The sequence below is a fragment of the Deltaproteobacteria bacterium genome, assembly GCA_016874735.1.
In the GTDB taxonomy this organism is placed as follows: Bacteria; Bdellovibrionota_B; Oligoflexia; order Oligoflexales; family CAIYRB01; genus CAIYRB01.
In genome coordinates this window covers 65,837-87,534 of the sequence record VGTI01000006.1, presented here as the reverse complement: position 1 = coordinate 87,534, position 21,698 = coordinate 65,837, and the positions used below count along the sequence as shown (strand labels likewise).

Genomic DNA, 21,698 nt, shown 5'->3' with positions numbered 1-21,698 from the left:
TGTGGCTTTAGATTTTGCCTACTAAATCCAAACCCGGTTTCAAGGTCTCTTTGCCAGGTCGCCACTTGGCTGGGCATACTTCGCCTTTGTGTGTAGCAACAAACTGAGCAGCCTGAATCTTACGGACTAATTCGTCCGCATTGCGGCCGATACCGTTGTCATGAAGCTCGGCAATCTTGATGCGCCCTTCTGGGTCGACCAAAAAGGTCCCGCGGTAGGCAAGGCCCTCTTCATCAATGTAGACGCCAAAGGAGCGGGCTAGGTGGCCAGTAGGATCAGCGAGCATCGGGAACTTGATTTTCTTGATTGTATCGGATGCATCATGCCAAGCCTTATGAGTGAAGTGCGTGTCTGTGCTGACAGAGTAGACTTCGACGCCGAGTTTCTGAAGCTCGTCGTACTTGTCGGCCATATCGCCTAACTCTGTGGGGCAAACAAAAGTGAAGTCCGCGGGGTAGAAGAAAAATACTGACCACTTACCGCTTAGATCAGCATGCGTGACGCTTTTAAAGCTGTTGTTGTGATAGGCCTGGACTTTGAACTCTGGAATCTTGGAATTGATGATACTGGACATGGAAGCCTCCTTGGTGAAACCGTCACCGTGATTAGCGCCCAGGTTAAACGCCCCGGGCTTGTTACAATCCAGTTATCGGACGGATCCGTTAATCAATAAAATCTATAATTTCTATCTTTCAATAGATATTATTGATCAATTGCGTAAAGATCGGTATTATTTGAAGAAACAAAAGGTGCGGGAAGCAATAGAGGAGCCTCTGAGCTATGATCACCCTCACGCAGCTCGGTTATTTGACTGCCGTTGAGCGCTTTGGCAACTTTCACCAAGCGGCCAAATCCTGCTTCGTGACCCAGCCGACTTTGTCCATGCAAATCAAAAAATTAGAGGATGATCTCGGCATTGTAATCTTTGACCGTAGCACGCAGCCTGTTAGTCCGACGCCCATTGGACGCTTAATTCTCGATCAAAGTCGGCTCGTCCTCAGTCAGGCGGCTAAGATCGAAGAAATCGTCAACCTCACTAAAGACGAGCTCAGTGGTGAGCTGCGCCTTGCCGTTATACCGACGATGTCGCCCTATTTAGTCCCCTTATTCCTTAATGAACTGCAAAATCAATGTCCGCAGCTTCAGCTATCAGTCGAGGAGGCTCGTACGACCGAGATCATCGAGGGACTCAATCGCAATAAATATGACGTCGGACTGCTCGCGACACCGCTTGGTGAGTCGTCATTGGTGGAACACTTTATCTTTAACGAGGCATTTTATGTCTATGCAGCCAAAGGCAGCGATATAGCGGTAAGCGCCGAGGTGGATGACACGTCTCTCAAGGATGAGCATTTACTCCTACTAACCGAGGGACATTGCCTGCGCGAACAAACCTTGCGGGTCTGTCGCGGGAGGCGCAGTCGCGCCACCAACACAGGTGGACTGAGCTTTAGCAGTGGTAGTCTAGAGACGCTCTGCCGACTTGTCGAGCGGGGGCAAGGATACACAGTGATTCCCGAGCTTGCAGTGAGCGGTCAGGCGCGGCGCCAGGGTGTTGTGGTCCCGTTTAAAGAGCCTGTCCCTACGCGCGAGGTGAGCCTGGTGGTTCACCGGTCTTTTGCGCGTCAAAAGCTGCTGACTAAATTGTTGGCGGTCATCAGCAGCTCGCTGCCGTCATCGGTTACCAAGGATCCGCGCCGGCAGCGCACTGTGCCGCTGGCGTGAGTCAGTCTCCGAAAGATTTATAGGGAGCGCAGGAAGGCGCTGAGATCAGTCCGCTCCTGCGGGGTCATGGTGATGCTGAATCTATTGACATAAAAGGTGATGACATCTTCGATAGTAGCAGCAGAACCATCATGGAAGTAGGGAGCTCTAGTCGCTAGGGCGCGTAGGCTAGGAGTTTTGAACTTGCCGATATCATCCCATTTACCCGTAATCAGTGCTCGTCCAGGGTCACTGACGGCGACGGTAGTTCCGGTCGTTTTGTTACGGAATGTGAATAACGGCATATCGGGGCTGCGGCGATTGGCAGCACCGACCCCTATGTTCACGAATCCTGGCGACGAGAAACCACCGACATTTGGCGTGTTGTGGCAGGTGCCACAAGATCCCTCGAAATCAGCAGACGGTAGTCCGGCAACATTGCGGATCCGAAACTTTTTCGTATTAAAAATCTGCTCGCCACGAGCAATAGCAGCATGGCCGGCGGAGGCTGGGCGTGCGCGCCATGATGTGAACAGGTTGAAAATAGCCGGGTTAAAGTTTGGTGGAAAGTTGCTACCAATGGTGAAAGGGACGTCCGCCAAAAACCTAGGACCACCGTTAGCGCCATTTGTCGTTAGCGGCGCTAAACTAGAAATCTGAGCGGTAAAAAGTCCAAGTTCAAAGTCGACAATTTTTTCGCGATCGGCCGGAGAGACTTGTGCGGTGGCCTGAGCGTGGCCTACGGACGCATTATTGGTTTGGTTCAACAATGCCTCTCTCACGGAGAGACCGGTCTTGCTTTCACGACCATCCCACATCACGGCAGCTAAAAATTTGAGGTTCGTCGATGGTAGGGGACGGCGAAATAGCGGCAGAAACTGCGACTGCATGGGTGTATTGCAGTAAACGCCAATCGCGTTGACTAAATCAAAGTCGCGGTCCGTAGGCATCGGCAGATCGATGCGGAATAAACCTTTTCTTAGGAGTAGGCCGTAAGCCACACTTCGTGACTGGACGGTCGAAACATTAGCATTGGCGCAAACTGCGCCATCAATCGGGCGGAAAATGGGATCCAGGCCATTAGTTGCATTAAATCTTGAGCGAATATCAGTCGGGTTTACGGTCCATCCTGTCGACGGACTGTGACAGGAAGCACAGGTACGACCATTAGAGCCCAAGCTTTTGAAGAAAAGATTGTCTAAGTCAACGCCACCGGCTGTGCTATAGGTGGCTGCGTAGCCACGCGCGTTAGGAAATGGCTGCAGGTTTGGAATCATCCGTTTCGGCGTGGCCATGCGTCCTATGGCAGTGTTCAAGGACGAGTTGCCTACGGCACCAGAGGTAGCGGCCAGTTCTTGAGTTTCGCCAGAGGCAATTGTGGTTGGAAGATTTGCTGCGCTAGGTTGCTGCTGGTTGTCGGCGACTTGGGCTCCTCTGCCGCAGCCGGAAAGTATGGTACTTGCGATTAATAAGTTCCGAAACATCGTCAACCTCATCTCAACACAACTCTATGCAACGTGGGTCAGCTCTAGGGCTACTCGCGGATGGTGTTGCACAATGTTTGCCAATGCTGAGAGTCTCAAGGTATAAAAGTAACCACATGTAAACATTAATGTATTTATTTATGCTTAAGTTTTCCCTGAATCTTCCGAAGACAAAGTATGAGCAGAGAGTGTTTAGGAGGTGTACAAGTCCATGTGGTCGTTGGCGCATCATGCGATTCGTGATCTTGTCGTTGGGATACTGGTGACCGCCACCGCAGTCGGCTGTGGGAATTTGGAGCCTACGGCTAAAAAAGTGGGAGTAAGGTCGGGTGGAAAAACGAGTCAGCCGCCCTCAACATCAGCCCAACCGAAGGCAGGTAAAGACCTTTACTTCCTGCTCGATGGTTACGGCACCTGTCCAAACTTTTCGGACACCGAGGGGGCCATCGCGGGCACCAACATGACACGCATCCTTGACGACCTCGTGGCCGCCTTGAAAGCAAAAGCTAAACCTGAGCCGACCTACTTACTGGCTTGCTTCACCCCAGCCGCCGGGTCGATTTACTTCACAACTAACGAGTTCCCAAAATTCACCCAGTACGTTGCGATTAACGACTTCACAGCTAAAGTTGGGCAGATGGTCGGAAAGGAGGCAAATGCCTCGGTTCACATCGTCGGCTACTCCTACGGTGGCTGGACAGCGATGAAAGTTGCCAAAGAAATCGAGCTAGCCGCTGGCACCAGTCTCAAAACACTCGTCACAATTGACCCGATCAGTGTGACGAAATGTACTCCGAACGACCTACTTGGCTCCGCTGGCGGGCAGCCAGCACCTGGATGCAGCGAGGCGCCGGCGGATTTTGGTGCCGATGGTTTAGGGGCGATAAAAGCCAAAGCCACTCTTTGGAGTAATTACTACCAAGACGAACCATCACCGCTGCATTCCGGATCCATTGTGGGGGCTGAGAATGCCGACATCAGTCTCACGGCAGCGGCCTTCACTGCTCACATGGCGATTGCCACCGATGCTGGCGTGCGCCAAAAGGTAGTAGACTCTCTGACACGTTGATAATTCTGGGGAATTTGGTCACCCACTAAGGATAGGTTGCAACGCGCCGATAACTATAGGGGATAACCTACTTTGGTAAGGCACCTATGGGGCAGTTACGCAACCAGACTAACGGCGGCAGATGGCATGCAATCTTTGCGGCAATCTTCAGTACTTTTGTTATCTCAATCTCAGTGATCTCGACTGCGGCCAACCATCCCTTTGTCGCACGGGGCGTGGTGGATCTTAGCACCATGGATTTTGTACGCGGCGGTGCTATACCGTTGCGCGGTGATTGGGAGTTTTACTGGCAGGAGCTCTTAACACCAGCCGTACTGAGAGAAGTTACCGATCAGCCAACCTACTATCAGGTTCCTCAAGTTTGGCGCGGCGGTAAAGTCGGCGATGAGTCACTGAGTGACCTCGGGGTTGCTACCTATAGGGCGCGCGTCACGTTACCTCCTACCGTCAAACAGGTCGGACTGCAGATGCCATATTTCTACGGCTGGGCACAGATCTACCTGAATGGCGAAAAAGTGAAGGAACTGGGTCACTACACGCCCGAAATTCCCGCCACGAACAGCAGTGGAAACAAATTAATTCTGACGCATCAGGTATCACAGGGGGCTTTGGAGATTATCATTCAGACGGCAAACTTTACCGTCACCCACGGTGGTATTGTGGGTGACATGATGATCGGTGATCCGGATCAAATGGCAAGGATGCAGGCATTCCGCATTGGCTTTGATATGTTTCTGATTAGTACGCTCATTTTCACGGCCTTCTATCATCTTTGGATGTTTGTCTTTCGCCGCTCTGAATCGTCAAATATTTGGTTTGCACTCTTTAGCCTGATTATCGCCATGCGGGTGATATTTGTCGGGGAGGGCCAGCTCGGAGGCACATTTCTCGATATTTCCGGTCTTTGGTCGTGGCGCCTTGAGTTAGTGACTTATTTTGTCGCTATCCCGGTTTTGGCAAAATTTATCAACTGCATGTTTCCGCTCGACTGCCGCCCTTGGCCGGTGACCTTATCTGCCGCTGTGATTACGCCGGCTACGATCCTGACTCTGCTGACAACGCCGCCAGTTTTTGCCTATGCGCGGATGATCACCCAGCTTATGAATATCGTGCTTGTGTTCGCTTATAGCCATGCGCTTATGACGAGCATTAGAAAGAAACGTGATGGCGCTGGACTATTTTTAGCCGGATTTGCCATTATCGCTGGTCTCTCTGTTTTCGAAATCGTGGCGCTAAATATCGGCTGGGACATCCCGCGTATGTCACCCATAGGGATGTATGTTTTCGTGGGTTTTCAATCGATACAGCTAGCCCGTCGTTTCAATGCGGCATTTTTAGCGGTCGAGTCGCGTGAGCGTGACATCATCAAACTAAATCACGAGCTCAGGGAGCAGGAAGCCACACGCGTGGCATTGACCAAAATATCTGCAGAGCGTCGCGCACTGCAAGTTAGCCTTGCTGAGGCGCAGAGCGTATATCGCTCCCTAGGTCAGGAGGTTAGAGGTATCCCCGGTCTTGAAATTGTGAGCGAATATCAGCCAGCAGAGATATCCGGAGGTGACTGGATCGGTACCAACTTTGATGAAGAACAAGGTCGGCTTTATGTTGTGCTTGCAGATGTGACTGGCCATGATCTGTTATCAGCTCTCGTGTCGATCGCAACCGCTGGTGGCTTTAAAGGCGCTATCGCAGCCATTAAAGCCCACAATAAAACGGCGGATATGAAAACCGCCCTGGAAATTCTCGCTGCCGTCCTCAACAGTGCCGTGCGGGATAGCGGTGAATCGGACCATAGGTTAATGACCGCCGCTATCCTTGGTATCGAAATTGATACAGGCAAGGTTGCCTATTTGAATGCCGGGCATACTCCTATGCTGCAAGTGTCGGGGGGACATCTTGGAGCCGTGATACCGCCAGCCAATCCCTTTGGACTAAGGGCTGACGCCAGTTACGGTAGCTGTGAGTTGCAGCTTAAGGAGGGTGACGGGTTGTTCCTCCACACGGATGGGTTACTGGACAACATCGGTCCGGGGGGACAAAGATTTAAGTTGAGGGATTTGCGCCAAATTTTAACGCAGTCCAAGTCGGCGGATCAGGTCCTTAACCAGTTGCAGACCGCGACCAAAGTGCTTTGGGGGCAACACAAGCCCAAAGACGACTGCACCTTTGTCTACATCAGGTGGCTTGGTCCTCCGGTCGCGGGAACAAAGAACGAAAGTGCTTAGACGCTTGGTGATTGGCTGGACTGGGAGTAGTCTTAGCCGAACATGGTGCCCGCTAAGGTGCCTTGCCCCCCAGAGCGAAGGAGAGGGATGCAAATGCTCAATACACTGCCTGAATCTATGCGTAACTTGGCTGCATTCGCTGCTTTGTTTGATCATACGCTGCTCAGACCTGACGCCACTCCGGCCCAGGTGCGGCAACTCTGTCAGGAGGCTCGAGAGCACGGCTTTAAGGCCGCCTGTGTCAATCCCTGCTACATACCGTTGGCTGCACGGGAGCTCCGCGACAGCGCTTCCATGCCTATAGCGGTAGTTGGATTTCCGCTCGGCTGCAATCGTACCGATGTCAAGATCGATGAGGCCCTCAGGGCTATAGCGGATGGTGCCCGCGAGCTAGACATGGTCATCAACTCTGGTTATTACCTGGGTGGTGAGACCGCAGCTTGCCGCCATGACATCGCGTCCGTGGTGCGGATTGCAGGTAAAGTGCCGGTTAAGGTCATCATTGAGACAGCGCTTTTAAATCCAGTGCAGATCAGAGAGATCAGTCTTTGGTGCGCTGAAGCTGGCGCGAGCATGGTGAAAACAAGTACCGGTTTTGGTGCGCGTGGAGCTGCGCTCGGCGATGTGCAAGCCATTCGTGCGGGCCTCGCAAGGCATCCTGATGTCGGTGTTAAGGCATCAGGGGGCATTAGGACTTTGGCCGCAGCCGTTGAGTTTGCGGCTGCTGGAGTCGATCGGATCGGCTCGAGTGCTACGGTGCAGATCATGAGCGATTTCCGTAAACTGCTAGCACAAACCGCTCCTAAAAAGATACCCGTTTAGTTGGCGTTAAAGTTTATTTCAGCTCCGGATTTTACAGAGTCTCCGGTCGAGGTTTTGGCCGTTACCTGCAGTTCGTTGATGGATGATTTACCAGCGACGCCTTTTAGTTCGAATGGCTCGGTAACCCAGATAAACCTGTTGATCGCATCTTTGCGCGCTTCGATTTTCTCGATTTTAACTGGTACCGTGCTCTGACCACTGGTCACCTGAGCTACCACATCACTCGGTGCGATCGTGACGAGGGGTTGGGCGAGTGCCGCTGCTGCTTGCACCAGTTCGGTGGCGTTGGCGGTAACGCGAACGGCCTTCGGGTTGCCGGTGATCTGTTCGAGATATCCTTGCGGGTTATTGGCTTTGCCTTTGGTGTAACCCACGAACAGAGCGAAGAGGGTCAGGTCAGGAATCTGGCGCAGAGCCTGCGCTGCTGCTAAGCCAGAGGTACTGGGATTATTGGGACCAGTGGTCGGGGAACCATCAGAAATGAAGTACACGATTTTTTTGCCTGGGACCTTTTCGATGAGCTTTTTGGCCTCGGTGAACGCAGCGTGGTAGTTAGTCGATGCATTGCTTGGATCTGATCCACAGAAAAGCTTTGACTTATCCACGACTGCATTTAGTGCGTCTAAAGATCCTAGTTGTAAGTCAACACGCGCCGCACCTGAGAATCCGATCACGCCGGTCTGCACCTTAGTGTCAGGCATGGAGGCAAATTTTTTCGCGATCACCTCGGCTGCCTTGAAGCGGCCGCAGAGACCGTTGGAGGTGGGGTCATTGGGACCCTCTTCACCCGCACCCTCCATCGACCCTGAGTGGTCGATGACGTAGAGGACGGTCACATCGCCACCGATTTTAGCCTGCGGGCAAAACTCACCGGCCACGCGCACCTTGGCACCAACTTTAGCGAAGAAATCGGAGCTGAAGTTACCGTTACCTGCAGCGCTATCGCGACAAGGCATCCAGAGGACACCACTGGCGTCGCTGAAGAGGCTGCTTGGTCCTTTACCTTGTCCATCTTCGGAGCCGCCGGATCCTGTGCCATCGCCGGATCCGCTGCTGCCACCCGATCCCGGATTACCCTGTTCCCCTAATTTGGGAATACCTGAACTCGAACTAGTGCCGCTGCCGCCACCGTTGCCGGGATTGTCGCCAAGACTCGGTATCGCACCGGTTCTAAACAAAGTATCTACTAGTGATTTGATCTTATCGTCGACCCAACCCGGACGACCCAGATCGTCCGTCACCGGCGTGCCGTAGGCACTAGCGTCAACGCCAGGGCCACCGAGACCGCCTAGGTTACCTTCGTCTCCTTTGCTCTTGCCCTTGGCTGCCTTGCCGGAGGCGGCCGTTTTATCTTTACCCCCGAATTCAGCTTGGCTACAGGCAGGCAGTCCACCAGAAGCCAGGGCGGCAAGATTAGCAATCGCTATCGTTCGCATCAGCCTTGTTGTCAGCCTTGTGAGCATCGCTTGTCCACTCCCCTAAAGCTTGTTGTATCGCTATGGGTAGGTGCAATAAGCGTGCACAACTTTGATGGCAATGAAATTAGCCTCTTAAAGAGAAGGCCCGAGTTATCTGTCAAAACCCTGTGCAAGCAATCATGTTGAAACCTTAGCCAAAATAGGTGTATCCCAAGTTTCTGTGGGAATGCCACTAAATCGGTTCAAGATTAGGAGAGTCTATGCAAGCCGCGTTCCTTGAGCGAGAGGATACACATAATTTATTACTAGGTTATATAATCTGGCTGTTCGGATTTACGGGCGCTCATAGGTTCTACTACGGTCGTCCTGTGACGGGGACCATATGGTTCTGCACCCTGGGCCTCTTTGGGGTTGGCTGGATTTTAGACGCTTTTTTGATCCCAAGTATGGAGCGTAGCGCCGAGCGTCGTTACGTTCCGGGGCGTGTGAATTACTCGCTTGCCTGGATCTTGCTGACTTATGTCGGATTTCTCGGAATCCATCGCTTTTACATGGGAAAGATATGGACCGGACTGCTTTATCTTCTGACCGGTGGTCTCGGTCTCGTCGGCGTCGTCTATGACTTCTGGACCCTCAATGGGCAGGTGTCGGAAGCCAATCAGGCGAATCCCTGATCGAGCTCCGCATAGTCTTAGTAGCGGTATCAGCCGAGCCCTGTAGTCAGGGCCTTTTTCAGGCGTTTTTCGATATCTTTAGCCGCAGGGCCTAATACCGCTAGAGCAGCGTTATTGGCCTTGAGAGTGCCTTGGCACCATGCGGCTGCCCCCTCTGTGGTCACTGCTTTGATGCGTTCCCGCTCAGCGACCAAAGATAAATCGCGTCCCGCGAGGTAGGCCCACGGCAAACGGGTGCCGATGACTTCTGGTATCGTTGGAGCGAGCTCTAGATCGACGATCGCGCGGACGCGGGCGCGCTCCAATTCATCAGCGGTGGGGCCAGTGGCGGCAAGTCGTCGGAGTTCAGCCATAAGCTCCGCCATGAACTCGTCTAGTTGATCCTGCGCGCAGGATGCACCAATGTCGAGGGTCCCGACGTCCAGACCCAGAGTCGGGTGCGCGTGAATGTCATAAACGAGACCTAGTTGCTCGCGGAGCCTACGCCCGAGGCGCGAGCAAAAACCGTCGGCCAATATGCGGCTCACAAGTTCTACGGTCTGGGCCTCACTCGACCATTCTGAACCGCAAACAAAACTGAGTTTAATCTCGTATTCGTTGTCACTATGCTCGACCCATTTTACTAAAGGGCCTGCCTGCCTTTTTAAGGCTGGAAAGCTTACCTTGGCGACGTGATTAAAATCAGACCGTAAATCTCCAAACGCCGTGCGTAGCAGAGGCAATAGATGCTCATCTCCGCCAACCACGGCAATGGCCATATTGTGAGGCACGTAGAAAGCATCACGGTAACGACGTAAATCCTCGACCGTCATACTGGCTATAGACTCACGGCTGCCAAGAATAGGCTGCGCCACGGTCGTACCCGGCCAGAGTAATGTGGAGACGTGATAATCAAGGTCTGTGCTGTATCCGTGATCGTTGGTCTCGCCGTCAAGCTCACGCGTGATAATACTGCGCTCAACCTCAATATCCGTAAACTGTGGCGTTGCGATAAAATTCGCGAATAAATCGATCACCTCGCGCGCCGTATGTTTAATGCCGGAGTACCAATATTCCGTATGCTCATGGCCGGTGGCAGCATTCCAGTCTCCGCCCAGCCACTCGAACGCCTCGGCAAGCTGAGCATAGTCTGGATAGCGCCCGGAACCGCGAAACATCATGTGTTCGAGAAAGTGAGAGACACCTGGCTTATGTTTGCCCTGCTCGAGGCGGGTGCCAACCTTTAAAGTCACACCGAGAAAGAAATGATCATCATAAGGTCGCGGTATGCTGATCAGGGTTAGCCCACTTGACAAGACCTCACGACGCCAACTGGCATCAAACTGCTCGAGTCGACTGGTGTGCATGTCGCGCGGCTCTTTACGAATCATAGCTGCCTGTCTGGTCACCTTTGGTCACCTCTGGTCACCGTCTTTGGGAGGGGCTCACGTCCTAGTGGCTTAGTTGAAGCGGAAGAGAAGTTTGTTGGCCAAATTCTCAAGATGATCCCGCGCCACTCCCGCAGGAAAGCTATGCAGGGCCGCCATGGCCTTCATCGTGAAGCCGTGCGCTCTCTCCACCGTTAGGTTGGCCGTGTCGTACTTGTCAACGAGGGTGGCTATTTCTGCCACTGCGGACGTCGTGACATCTTGATGAATCAGTCGCTGAACGCGCTCCCACTCGTCGCTACGGGCAGCCGTTTTCAATAGAATCACGGGCAGGGTTACTTTGCCCTCGAGCAAATCTGAGTGTGTCGCTTTGCCAACGATCTCGGCAGAACCGGTATAATCAAGGGCATCATCAATCAGCTGAAAGGCCAATCCCACATGATGTCCGAATGATGCAAGCGCATCACATTGAGTCGGAGACACGCCGGCCAGCAGGCCTGCCGCTTGGCAAGATGCTGCAATGAGTACGGCTGTCTTGTACTCGAGGATATTCATGTATGTGAGTTCGCTCACATCTGCGTTGTAGAGGTTTTCTAACTGCAGCAGCTCGCCATCGCTCATCAGGCGAATAGCGCGGGCAAACGTCTTAACGACGTCCATATTACCAGTAGCAGCCATCATTTCGCTGGCGGTCGAGTAGATGAGATCTCCGACCAGTACGCTGGCGGCACCACCGTAGATGCTGTTGGCTGTAGGACGGTTGCGCCGCAGCGTGCTGTTATCGATCACATCGTCGTGCAGCAGGCTAGCGGCATGGACGAATTCGGTTACTGCGGCAATAGGGTACAGGTGGTCGCCGCGGTAGCCGAGCATGTCGCTCGCCATGAAAAATAGAGCTGGCCGGATGCGTTTGCCACCAGCGCCCAATACGTGCTCCGCCACGGCCTGCGCCGTGGCAGTCTCGGTCGGAATGAACCCAACAAGGCGCTGGTTGAGCTCGGCCAAGTCCTTCTGGACCGGCGCCAAAGCCTTTTCGATCAAGGACTTAGCCAGTGCATCTAGAGCCAGTGATGGATCTACCTCGTGCAGGGGGGAATCCTCCAACCTAAAGACAACGCCCTAATTTGACAAATCAAATCCATGGTAACCAGGCATTCATTGCGACCTGCAATGATTAGTGATATGTTCCGGCGCCGCTTGACGGCGTCGGCTATATGGTGCCGGCAGTCTTGAGCGACAAGGCTCACGCAGACAGTGTGCTTACTAGGAATACATAGAGGAGTGCTGCATGGCAAGCCGATTGTCGGAAGGAGTTCTTACCGAGGGCATGGCAGGTGTATTGGACGCTGGTCATCAGGCCGTGCCGATCGAGACACCATGGACCACGTCATCGTTACTGCCGCAGCCGGTTGATATCGATGCCTTGTTACTCAGTGAAGACCCGAGCGAAGCGGTGCAAGCCGTGCTACCCCAGCAGCTTTACCATGCCATGCTGGTCAGAGGCCCCGAGGACTGTCTGGAATTGCTGCCTCTACTGTCCGAGGATCAAGTCACACGCATCCTCGACTACGACGTTTGGCGTCACGATCAATTGGAGCTGCGCCGTGCCATGAGGTGGCTGACGCTCTTTAAAGAAGTGAGTGACGAGGAGCTGTATCGGCGGTTTCGCGATCTCGACGAAGAGTACCAGCTGGGGCTGCTGGGTCCTTACATCGACCTTATTGACGAGGATCAGTACGAGAAGCTGGGCACCACTGAGCAAGATGCTCTGCATCGCTTGCCCTGCGGCACCTTGCATTACCGCATCAAGAGCGAAGATCCCGTTGTCGTTGAGTTCGTCAACCAATTGGTCGAGGCGACGCTGTCTAGCGACGTATCTTACGCGTACGCTTTACTGGCGCATGCGGCCTACAATCCACCTAACGAGGCGGAAGCTCAGTTGGCGCAGTTCCGTGCCGCACGCCTTTCGGAAGATGGCTTTGTGACGTACGACGAGAGTCTTGCGGCTTTCAGGCCCCTCGATCTCGCCGCCTTGCGGCGACGTTATCCCCAGAACTTGGACTTGGACAAAGTCGCAGCGCGTGCGTTGCCGGTAACCACCTCCGGTAAGGCTAAGCTTTTTCTTTTGGATGTCGTGGCCAATAGCGCGACGCAGCAAGGAGATCAAGGAGCGGTCGTCCAGCAGCAGCTTCTGCATCTGGCCAACTCTCTGTGCGCGGCTCTTCAAGTTGAAGCCGACGACATTGCTGGTTTAAGGCGCATACTCACCCATGCCCAAGGGCTTGTGAGTCTGGGGCTTGAATATGCTGCTGCCGGCGACATCGACGTTGGTAGGGTCATCTTGGCGACGGAGCATCCGCAAGTGCTCTTTAGAGCCGGTCTGACGCTGGTAAGCAACGTTGCCAAGGCGACCTTGACGAAGCTCGCGCAGCATAAACTCCCAGGCGCCGTCGAGATGGCTAAGAATCTTCAAATGGGCAAACCAGGACTGGTCGTCGAGGCGATCGACCGGGACCTATTGACGGTCGTTGGTTACGAGCAGGCTGAGTTACTGAAGGGCGCATGCAACAGATTGCCCGTCGTCCCGCTGCGATTGCAGGCGGAAGGCGCGCGCGGGGCCCGCATCGTCTTCGCTCCGCTTGGCAGCATGGCACAATTGGCTACTCTGGCATCTAAACTCGATGCTTTGTGTGGTTTGTTAGCCGTTGCCAAGCTTGCAGATGATGATTTGCGAGCTGCCACAGTGAGTGTTGACATGCGGCTCGTAACAGCTCTAGCGCGCGTCCTCGCTGGTGGCCAATTCACGGGCGATCCACTCTCTCAAGCTGAATTGGATAAGCTGCAGATTGGCGATGTTGCCTCCCTGCAAGACCTCGCTGCCGATGTGATGCGTAGCATCGAGGGCAGCCTGCGTCTGGAACTAAGCGGCGATGCCAGCAAATCGTGGGCCGTGAGTCAAATCACAGGAATCACTGCAGCCGACCCGGTTCAGGGTGTCATGGCTGGGTTGGCTGATCTCCTGCTACAGCTTGTCACAGCTCTTAGACATGCCAAAGATCAGGAAACCCATGCGCAAGATGTAGCATCGCAGCTCGGCGCACTGCTGCTCGCTGAAGACACTAAAGGAGGATCGCTATGACCGACGTGACTACTTGGTTCGACCAAGCTGAGTGTGAGGATCTTGCGCGCTTGCTCGATCGTAAGTTTGCCGGACTCCGTGGACCGCGTTATTTTGCCGTTGAGTTTAGTAAAGACGCACAGGGCGTCTACGCTAAGGTTACGCTGCGTAACGAGTCAGGGTCCTATTTTTATCCGGTAGAGTCACGCATCGCCTTCGCCGATACAGATCTTAGTGATCGCGCTGCGGCTATGTTCCTGCTTGATTACATGACCGAGTACTTTGCTGAGTACTTCCGCGAGGACGGGGATTGCTACCTGCCGATCGATTGGACCGAGTACCAATGGGATGGCGTAGCGTTCCAAGTCAAAGGGCAAATTCTCAACCTAGAGCTTGAGAAAATGGCCGATGAACTACTCGCCGGATACGGTGGCGGGTCAGAGCTCCTCAACTAACAAATCGACGTAAGCGCGGCCGCTAGCTCGGTTTCAAGATCTCTGGTGTTACCGGAGCCGGGTCGGTTCCATTGTGGATACTGACCCGATTCCGTCCTGATTTCTTGGCGAAGTAGAGCGCCGCATCGGCACGAGCGATCGCCTCGGCAGCAGTCTCCTTGGAAAAGGCCATCTGTGCCACACCGATTGATATCGTAACGGGAATGACGGTACCACTCATGTCGAATTTGAACGCTGCTATTGCTTCGCGGATTTTTTCTGCGGCATTGGCCGCACCAGAAAGTCCTGTGGCAGGCAGGATCGCCAAGAACTCCTCGCCACCGTACCGGGCGACGACATCCGTTTTGCGGAAGCCGTTTTTCAAAATACCGCCGACGTGTTTGAGCACAAAGTCACCGGCCTGGTGACCGTAGACATCGTTAATTTTTTTGAAGTGGTCGATGTCAAACATGACGACCGACATGGTTCTTTGGTCGGAATCAGCTGGCAGACCCTCCATGACCTTAACTTGGCTGGTCAGGTACTCCGAAAAGTAGGCGCGGTTGAAAAGGCCGGTTAGGTTGTCGGTGATCGACTGCGTAGCCTTATCTTTATAGCGGTCCTGTAGGTTCGTTTCGGCAGTGACGTCACGCAGGAGCACAAAGGCGCCGATGTTGACGCCGTTGACGACAAACGGGAAGACACCGATCGTCAGATTGAGGGACTGGTTGTTCACGGTGGCAGTACCCGTGACATCATCGTAACGGTACGGTGCTGGATTACTCAGGATTTCGGCCACAGTTAAGGGCATCCCCTTGATGTCAAAGTTCAGGAGTTCTGTGAGAGAACCGGCCTTCATGATCTGCTTGGTCTTTTGACCGGTGACGAGACTTAGGAGTGCGTTGCACTTAAGCACGCGGCCACTCATGTCCATCACGGCGAATGCATCCAGCAAACACTTGGAAAAATGCTCATGGGGTTTGAAAGCTTCCAACACATCCTGGCCGGCGTTGTCTGTGAGGTTTAGTGCTGCTTCACCCATAGCTTTACTCTCAACATTGTTTACGTTTAATTGTCTGCTATTGATTGTTTAGGTTTGTTGAAACCGAGCCCTCATCAGGACCTAGGCAGCATCTAACCAGGCAAAGAATTCGTCTTCTAGCTCTTCCATCTCCATGGCCGAGCCGCATTTTTCGCACTTCTGCTCGGACACACCGTCAGTCCCGGAACTCGGTAGGTTCCGCCCTTCCTCAAAGAGGACCCAGGTCTGATTGTCGCACTGGGCACACGAATAAGACGCGTACACAGATTTTACTTTGGCACTGCCGCGGAAGTTAGGGATCATGTTGATCTGGCAGACGATCTCAGGCGTGCACTCTTCGAAAATGAGGTTGCGCCCTTTGGCAACCTCGCGCATGAAGTTAATCCAAGCGCGTACGCCGCAGCTGTTGACGGACTCAACTTTGCGGAAATTGATGATGACGTTGGCGCCGAGAGCCGCAAGCATGGGCTTCAGATGGACCTCAGCGTCTTCGTTGATCGGGCCAGCGTAGACAAGCTGGTCCCATTCACCTTTTTTCTCGACGTTAAGTGTGATTCCCATAGGCTGACCTCGTATGAGTTTGGGGTATCCCCATGGTGCTCATCGGCGGTTCAGCCCGGGACTTGAGTCCTGTCCGAAAAAATAATGTAACTACCTGAAATTGAAGGCTACAAGTCGATTAGGTACGGGTAAGAGCGCATGAATTTGCCCAGTCGTTCCAGTCCGGATTGGGCCTGTTCCTCACTCAGTCGCCCCTCGGCCACCGACTTGGTGAACTGCAGTTCGTAGCAACCAAACATTTCCTTGAGATCGTAGTTACGCGACTGGAGGAGCTCGTCGATGGGGTCGCCTTTGGTGACCTTCGTAATTTCCCAATCTCCGTCGGCATTGATGTAAATCTCAGCCTCGTGAATAGCGCCGAAGAGGTTGTGCTCATTTGCCAGGCTCTCCTGGTAAGCGCCGACGAGGAAAAAGCCGATATAATACGGCTGATTGTTTGGCACGTGTAAATCTAGGGCGGTTTTGACATCAGCGCGGTCGACGAAGGTGTCGAGACAACCGTCGGAGTCACACGTGATATCGACGATGGTAGCCTTGTGCGATGGCTTTTCGTCGTGGCGGCTAAGCGGCATGACGGGGAACAGCTGATCAATGGCCCAAGAGTCAGGAATCGACTGGAACATGGAGAAGTTGGCCAAGTACTTGCTGACCATCACTTTTTGCAGGTCGTCGAATTCCTCGAGCTGGTGACGCTGGAAGCTTGAGAAGTACAGTGCGCGTCGACAGACCCGGCGGAACAAATCCTCCGCATAGGCGCGATCAGCCAAATTCAAGTAGCCGAGATTAAACAGCGTAAACAGCTCTTCCTGATACTCGATGGCATCGTGGTAGAACTCGACGTAATTCTTCCTGTTAATGTTGTCGAGGATGTACTTGAGTTCTTTGATGCTCTTGTGAACTTCGCCCTCAGTGTATTCGGGCAAGTCCGCCTCGATAGGCAACGCCTCTTCGCCCTGGACTTCGCGGATGTCGGTCACGACCACTGAGTGGTAGGCAGCAATCACACGACCGCTCTCGGTAACGATTGTTGGGTACTTAACACCCTCATTGGCACAGACGTCACCGAGCACGTAAACCGCATCGTTGGCGAATTCTTGCATTGTATAGTTGGCGCTCGATAGGAACGACGTCTTGCTGCCGTCGTAGTCTACACCGACACCACCACCGATATTGAGGAAGGTGGGGCTGTAGCCCATCTTCACCACTTTTGCGTAGACGCGCGATGCTTCTTTAATAGCGTTCTTGAAGCGCTTGATCTCGGTAATCTGCGAGCCGATGTGGAAGTGCAGCATCGCCAGCCGATCTTTAAGCTGGGCTTCCTCAAGCATGGCTAGACAGTTGAGAACTTCCGTCGTCGTCAGACCAAACTTGGAGGAGTCGCCGGAGCTCTTCTCCCATTTGCCGGAACCCTTGCTGTAAAGACGCACACGCAGGCCGACTTCTGGCACCACCGCGTGGTTTTTGGCCAAATCGATAAAGGTACCTAGCTCGTCGGGACCTTCCACCACCACGATGACGCGCTTACCCATGGCAGCGCCCAGGAAAGCCATGTCGATAAACTCGCGGTCCTTGAATCCGTTGCAGATGAGGAGCGAGTTGGGGGAGAGAGGGTAGCTCAAGGCGGCGACAAACTCTGTCTTACTCCCAACCTCGAGGCCGTAATCGAGTCGCTGACCGCAGGACACGACGGCGTCGATAAATTCCCGACGCTGATTCACTTTGAACGGGAATACCCCGATGTGTTTACCCTTAAAGTTGAACTCGCCAATCGCCTGGCGGAACGCCGAGTGCATACGCTCGAGCTGACACTCGACAATCTGCGGAAAGCGCAAAATCAGCGGCGTATGGATGCCCTGACTCTTAAGCTTGGCGATCACCTCGGGCAGAGACACGCTCAGGTGCTCTTCACCAGTTGGGTGGCTGACGACATGGCCCTCATCATTGATGCCGAAGTAGCCAGCACCCCACTCGTCGATACCGTAAAGTTCGCGTGCCTCTTGGATTTGGCGGATGTTCATAGGCTATGGACTCGAATAAAAAGGTGACCGAGACGGCGTAAAATGGCGGCAATGAATGTAATTTACAAGTAGAAAATTATGTGAATTGTACGCTGGCCACCATCAGCCACTAAGATTTATATTAGAGGCTGCGATTCTAGGGGCTTAACTTTAAAAATGGAAGTCTTATGCTGATTTCGTCCGGCTGGGCCAAGGGTGCGCGGCTGCAGGTACCTCCCGGAGACGCGACGCGGCCAACTGCCGTCAAGGTGCGGGCGGCGGCGCTCAATATGCTGGCGCACGACCTACCGGGAGCCCAAGTCCTTGATCTTTTTGCTGGTAGCGGGGCCATGGGACTCGAGGCCGTCAGCCGCGGTGCGGCCCGGGCTGTGTTTGTCGAGCATGCGGCACCGGCCCTAAAAGCACTTAAGGCGAACATTGCCGAGGTCGAGCGTCGCGCTAGGGTGCAGGGCCTCGATCAGCCGCCGCTCTCGGTGCTGGCGCGCTCCCTGCCGGAATCGTTGACAGCACTCAGAGGGCCTTTTGATGTCGTGTTTATTGACCCCCCTTACAATCTTGTGTCCAAGCTGGCCGTGCCACTTCTCGCCGGCATCGCAGGGCTCGTAGCTGAAGGGGGTATCGTCCTTTGCGAAAGCGCCGCTGCTGACGCTGAGGCCATTGTGGCGGCGGCCGCATCTGGCTGGCAGGTCCATCAGCAGCGAGCTTATGGTGAAACTGCACTGGTCATGCTGCTAAGATGATTGGCGCAGTCACAAGTATATCTACAGGTCCCTGACAGGAGGCAACCTTGGCACGCACGCTCAAGACAGCGCAACGGTCTGGAAAATCTCGTAAAGCAGCAGACCGTGTGGGCATATTTGCAGGTAGTTTTGACCCACCGACGCATGGCCACATCGATTTGATCGCGCGGGCCACCGAGCTAGTTGATCTCCTTGTGATCGGTATCGGCGCCTCAGAGGGAAAATTACCACTATTTTCGACCGACGAGCGCGTAGCGCTGATCAAATCGCTGTGCTCCAAGCTCAAAAATATTCGCGTTGAGACCTATAGCGGCCTGACGGTGGACTTCGCTACAAGTGTCGGAGCTACAATAAGCATCCGTGGCGTAAGATCGGCCATCGACTATGACTACGAGATGCGTATGGCGATGATGAATCAAACGTTGAAGCCGGATTTGCAGACGCTGTTTCTACCGACACGGTCGGAGTTTAGTCATGTGTCTTCGACCCTGGCCAAAGAAATTGCACGGCACGGCGGCGCTGCCGAGCTTTTGGTTCCAGCACCAGTGGCAAAGGCGCTGAAACGCAAGTTCGCGCCGTGAAGATACGCCTGATCTCAGCCTTAATAGGGCTTTTGTCCGCAGCTCCTCTCGGTCGCGCGGAGGTAGCTGCGCCCGCTACCGCCGCTAGCTTGGAGACTAATCAGCCACCAATGATCGTCAGGCACTCCCTGACTGAGGTCACTGTATTCCAGGGGGACGAGGTCACTCTGACGGTGGTGCCAGGGGGCAAAGACGTCCAAGTACGCTGGGAGAAAGAGGGGCACATTTTCTGTCGGACGCCAGGCTGCACCATCGACACTGGCAACTTGGGTTTTGGTTCTCATCGGCTCACGGTGATTGCGAGCAATTCAGCTGGAACTGTTTACCTCGAGTACAGTCTGCGGATCGTCACGGCTCCGGTGGATCACCGACCTGCGGTGGTTAGTCCGCGTATGATAAACGGCGAGGACCTACAGGGCAGTGGACCAGATGATTGGGCTGTGCGGTTGCTTGGTGGAAGGGCGACGCTCGAGGTGGACGCTACAACCTACAGAAAAAGTCGCGCCATCGGGTCCTTGGCGACCCGTCTCCCATGGGCGGCTCACCCGAAGATTACAACGGGGGCTCAGTCACAAATCCAGTGCGGACAGAGTGGTTTCATGGAGCTGCAGGCGCTCGCGGATACTGAACTCACTTTAGCCGAAACCACTGAGGGTCGTGACATCAAAGTGCACACTGGCACCCTGCGCGTGCGCCGTCTTGACGACGCCGCCAGTGCCACTACGGTCGACGCCTGTGGCTTGGCCACAGCCAAACTAGAAGCTCATGCCGATGTGATTGTGACATGCTCGAAGGATGCACCGGCGCAGATGAGTGTCCTCCGGGGATCCATCAAAGTTAGGCGTATATCTCCACCGGGTAGCGGAGAGGTATTACCGGAGCCAGGTTATACCGTTGGTTACGGACAAAAGATGATGATTGCCGAAAAGGGCGACCTCGCCGGTGACTTGCAACCGATCGAAACCTTTAAAATCCAGCCGCTGGTGACGGCGACTAGTCGTGACGTTTTGCCTGAGGCTTTGAGTGCATGGGAGATTGACGGTCCGTATCGTCTGTTGCTACCCCGCAGTAAAGACGCAACCGCCGCCAAAGCTGCCGCCGGCCAGTACATCAGTAAACAGGAATACTTGAGTGCGTTGGAAACTCTGGCACCGTTTTGGACCAAATTGGCCAAGGACGGCGACGGTGCGCTACTCATGGCGCGAGCATATGCTGGACTTTATTTATACGAGGAGGCTTTAGCGCAGATGCGTGAGGCCATCAAATTGATGCCTGATTCACCAATGCCGCATTATGAAATCGGCCGCCTCTTTGCTAGCGTCGCGAAATGGAAAATAGCTGCTAGGGCCTATGAAGGTGCCGATCAGCGAGATTACCCTAATCAGAAGGAACTGCAGTTTAGACGCGGCGAGGCTCTGGCGAATAGTGGTGATCCTGATGCGGCGTTGCGTGCCTTTAAACGCGTCCTTTGGTACCCTCCAAGCGACGACAGTAGTGTCAAATCCATGAACCAAATCGAGGAAATTAACGATCAAAACATTAAGGCAGCTTATGCGCGTGTCGGCCTTTTTTATGATTCAGCGATCCTACGGGTCGCTGATACCAAATTAGAACTAGGCGACGGTGTCACCAGGAGTAATTATGGCTCAGGCTATAAGGTGGATGCCGGTTTAAGTCTTTGGCCTTACCGTAGTGCTGAGGGGTGGACTGAGATAGCGCTTGAAGCAACTTGGCGTGATTTCATTAAACCAACCAGTCGCGAACTCGCCACCGCTAGTCAGCGTCTGCGATTTACGACAGAGATGGGCCTGGGTGGCACACGTCTGGAGCGTTTTTTTACCGCCGGTATCACTGCTGCCCTTGGTCAAGACATCATCGGTGCTGTACACCAGCTGTCACGGGTGACGGCGGGTGTGCAACTGGGCTCCCCCTGGCTCCAAAGTATGCGGATCGAGATGGATCGCAGTTTTTTGGTCGATCCGTCCCCAGGGCGCCCACGCAGTATCGAGCCGATCAGGTGGGAACTCGGGCAGCCAGGCGATTTTGCTGCCGTGCAATCATCGATCGCGTTGAGCGGCAATCTATGGGCGCGCGGGGATTGGCGCTTCGCCATGAAGCTGCTCAATCGGGTCACGGCATACCGGGCTGACACTATGCGCGCGGAAGGCTTTAGCGATAACGGTGCTGTGCTCTCTTTAGTTCGCGCCCCGCACACACGGACCACATTACAGTGGCAACTCAGTCAGAATAGTCGTAGGTTCGCCAAGTCGCTTGATGGTCGCAGCGATAACGATCTCATCATCGGAATGCGTTGGGACTTTTATTTCACGCCGGATGTGAAGCAATCACTAGAGGCGTCCTATGAGACCCAGAGTTCGACGCGTAGCGACAACAAATTTAAGCGTAAATTCGTTTGCTACGAACTTCAGGTAGATCTCTGA

18 protein-coding genes are annotated in these 21,698 nt (G+C 54.0%); 10 read left to right on the top strand and 8 right to left on the bottom strand.

All coding sequences use genetic code 11. From position 1 onward, the window contains the following. Window positions 1-7: 7 nt before the first annotated feature. On the bottom strand, window positions 8-574 hold the full coding sequence (gene ahpC / locus FJ146_05820) for a peroxiredoxin (GenBank protein ID MBM4251468.1): 567 nt from the start codon (window positions 572-574) through the stop codon (window positions 8-10). A 206-nt stretch (window positions 575-780) separates the two neighbouring features. Between ahpC and FJ146_05815 the strand changes: the two genes are divergently transcribed. Continuing rightward, complete coding sequence (locus FJ146_05815; protein MBM4251467.1) at window positions 781-1,725, top strand: LysR family transcriptional regulator; 945 nt, start codon at window positions 781-783, stop codon at window positions 1,723-1,725. Window positions 1,726-1,742: 17 nt separating this feature from the next. On the opposite strand, the gene FJ146_05810 is transcribed toward FJ146_05815, so the two are convergent. Further along, window positions 1,743-3,200: a hypothetical protein gene (locus FJ146_05810; GenBank protein MBM4251466.1), complete on the bottom strand. Its 1,458-nt coding sequence runs from the start codon at window positions 3,198-3,200 to the stop codon at window positions 1,743-1,745. A gap of 199 nt (window positions 3,201-3,399) precedes the next feature. Here FJ146_05810 and FJ146_05805 point away from each other — a divergent pair, with 199 nt between their 5' ends. The 3 genes from FJ146_05805 to deoC all read left to right on the top strand — a co-directional run bounded on the left by FJ146_05805 (window position 3,400) and on the right by deoC (window position 7,304). Beyond that, entirely contained in the window at window positions 3,400-4,257 is an 858-nt protein-coding gene (locus FJ146_05805; protein MBM4251465.1) for a hypothetical protein, read from the top strand. Between the two features lie 86 nt (window positions 4,258-4,343). Next, a complete protein-coding gene (locus FJ146_05800; GenBank protein MBM4251464.1) occupies window positions 4,344-6,482 on the top strand; it encodes a hypothetical protein in 2,139 nt (712 codons plus the stop codon). A 117-nt stretch (window positions 6,483-6,599) separates the two neighbouring features. Further along, window positions 6,600-7,304: a deoxyribose-phosphate aldolase gene (deoC, locus tag FJ146_05795; GenBank protein ID MBM4251463.1), complete on the top strand. Its 705-nt coding sequence runs from the start codon at window positions 6,600-6,602 to the stop codon at window positions 7,302-7,304. Here deoC and FJ146_05790 read toward each other — a convergent pair. Beyond that, window positions 7,301-8,767 carry a VWA domain-containing protein gene (locus FJ146_05790; protein MBM4251462.1) on the bottom strand — a complete coding sequence of 489 codons (1,467 nt, stop codon included), beginning with the start codon at window positions 8,765-8,767 and terminating at the stop codon, window positions 7,301-7,303. The two genes, deoC and FJ146_05790, sit on opposite strands and share 4 nt — an antisense overlap. Before the next feature lie 215 nt (window positions 8,768-8,982). Here FJ146_05790 and FJ146_05785 point away from each other — a divergent pair, with 215 nt between their 5' ends. Beyond that, on the top strand, window positions 8,983-9,396 hold the full coding sequence (locus FJ146_05785; protein ID MBM4251461.1) for a TM2 domain-containing protein: 414 nt from the start codon (window positions 8,983-8,985) through the stop codon (window positions 9,394-9,396). A 29-nt stretch (window positions 9,397-9,425) separates the two neighbouring features. Here the strand turns inward: FJ146_05785 and FJ146_05780 are convergent, their stop codons facing one another. After that, complete coding sequence (locus FJ146_05780; GenBank protein ID MBM4251460.1) at window positions 9,426-10,784, bottom strand: insulinase family protein; 1,359 nt, start codon at window positions 10,782-10,784, stop codon at window positions 9,426-9,428. Window positions 10,785-10,835: 51 nt separating this feature from the next. Continuing rightward, window positions 10,836-11,867: a polyprenyl synthetase family protein gene (locus tag FJ146_05775; GenBank protein ID MBM4251459.1), complete on the bottom strand. Its 1,032-nt coding sequence runs from the start codon at window positions 11,865-11,867 to the stop codon at window positions 10,836-10,838. Between the two features lie 184 nt (window positions 11,868-12,051). Here FJ146_05775 and FJ146_05770 point away from each other — a divergent pair, with 184 nt between their 5' ends. Beyond that, the gene (locus tag FJ146_05770; GenBank protein ID MBM4251458.1) at window positions 12,052-13,902 is read left to right on the top strand and encodes a hypothetical protein; all 1,851 of its coding nucleotides are present in this window, start codon (window positions 12,052-12,054) and stop codon (window positions 13,900-13,902) included. Then, entirely contained in the window at window positions 13,899-14,336 is a 438-nt protein-coding gene (locus tag FJ146_05765) for a hypothetical protein (GenBank protein MBM4251457.1), read from the top strand. Before FJ146_05770 ends, FJ146_05765 begins: the two co-directional genes overlap by 4 nt. Before the next feature lie 22 nt (window positions 14,337-14,358). Here the strand turns inward: FJ146_05765 and FJ146_05760 are convergent, their stop codons facing one another. The 3 genes from FJ146_05760 to speA all read right to left on the bottom strand — a co-directional run bounded on the left by FJ146_05760 (window position 14,359) and on the right by speA (window position 17,936). Then, complete coding sequence (locus tag FJ146_05760; protein MBM4251456.1) at window positions 14,359-15,357, bottom strand: GGDEF domain-containing protein; 999 nt, start codon at window positions 15,355-15,357, stop codon at window positions 14,359-14,361. An 81-nt stretch (window positions 15,358-15,438) separates the two neighbouring features. Next, complete coding sequence (locus FJ146_05755) at window positions 15,439-15,918, bottom strand: hypothetical protein (protein MBM4251455.1); 480 nt, start codon at window positions 15,916-15,918, stop codon at window positions 15,439-15,441. A gap of 107 nt (window positions 15,919-16,025) precedes the next feature. Next, a complete protein-coding gene (speA, locus tag FJ146_05750) occupies window positions 16,026-17,936 on the bottom strand; it encodes a biosynthetic arginine decarboxylase (GenBank protein MBM4251454.1) in 1,911 nt (636 codons plus the stop codon). 167 nt (window positions 17,937-18,103) lie between these two features. Between speA and rsmD the strand changes: the two genes are divergently transcribed. Genes rsmD through FJ146_05735 form a run of 3 tightly spaced genes read left to right on the top strand, consistent with a single transcriptional unit; the run spans window position 18,104 to window position 21,698 of the window. Next, a complete protein-coding gene (gene rsmD, locus FJ146_05745; protein MBM4251453.1) occupies window positions 18,104-18,676 on the top strand; it encodes a 16S rRNA (guanine(966)-N(2))-methyltransferase RsmD in 573 nt (190 codons plus the stop codon). Window positions 18,677-18,723: 47 nt separating this feature from the next. Next, window positions 18,724-19,257, top strand: a complete 534-nt coding sequence (coaD, locus tag FJ146_05740; GenBank protein MBM4251452.1) for a pantetheine-phosphate adenylyltransferase — start codon at window positions 18,724-18,726, stop codon at window positions 19,255-19,257. Continuing rightward, complete coding sequence (locus FJ146_05735; GenBank protein MBM4251451.1) at window positions 19,254-21,698, top strand: tetratricopeptide repeat protein; 2,445 nt, start codon at window positions 19,254-19,256, stop codon at window positions 21,696-21,698. Before coaD ends, FJ146_05735 begins: the two co-directional genes overlap by 4 nt.

Bases quoted from the DNA above. Each gene is read 5' to 3' on its own strand.
- ahpC (MBM4251468.1), bottom strand. From the start codon at position 574: ATGTCCAGTATCATCAATTCCAAGATTCCAGAGTTCAAAGTCCAGGCC.
- FJ146_05815 (MBM4251467.1), top strand. From the start codon at position 781: ATGATCACCCTCACGCAGCTCGGTTATTTGACTGCCGTTGAGCGCTTT.
- FJ146_05810 (MBM4251466.1), bottom strand. From the start codon at position 3,200: ATGAGGTTGACGATGTTTCGGAACTTATTAATCGCAAGTACCATACTT.
- FJ146_05805 (MBM4251465.1), top strand. From the start codon at position 3,400: ATGTGGTCGTTGGCGCATCATGCGATTCGTGATCTTGTCGTTGGGATA.
- FJ146_05800 (MBM4251464.1), top strand. From the start codon at position 4,344: ATGGGGCAGTTACGCAACCAGACTAACGGCGGCAGATGGCATGCAATC.
- deoC (MBM4251463.1), top strand. From the start codon at position 6,600: ATGCGTAACTTGGCTGCATTCGCTGCTTTGTTTGATCATACGCTGCTC.
- FJ146_05790 (MBM4251462.1), bottom strand. From the start codon at position 8,767: ATGCTCACAAGGCTGACAACAAGGCTGATGCGAACGATAGCGATTGCT.
- FJ146_05785 (MBM4251461.1), top strand. From the start codon at position 8,983: ATGCAAGCCGCGTTCCTTGAGCGAGAGGATACACATAATTTATTACTA.
- FJ146_05770 (MBM4251458.1), top strand. From the start codon at position 12,052: ATGGCAAGCCGATTGTCGGAAGGAGTTCTTACCGAGGGCATGGCAGGT.
- FJ146_05765 (MBM4251457.1), top strand. From the start codon at position 13,899: ATGACCGACGTGACTACTTGGTTCGACCAAGCTGAGTGTGAGGATCTT.
- FJ146_05760 (MBM4251456.1), bottom strand. From the start codon at position 15,357: ATGGGTGAAGCAGCACTAAACCTCACAGACAACGCCGGCCAGGATGTG.
- FJ146_05755 (MBM4251455.1), bottom strand. From the start codon at position 15,918: ATGGGAATCACACTTAACGTCGAGAAAAAAGGTGAATGGGACCAGCTT.
- speA (MBM4251454.1), bottom strand. From the start codon at position 17,936: ATGAACATCCGCCAAATCCAAGAGGCACGCGAACTTTACGGTATCGAC.
- rsmD (MBM4251453.1), top strand. From the start codon at position 18,104: ATGCTGATTTCGTCCGGCTGGGCCAAGGGTGCGCGGCTGCAGGTACCT.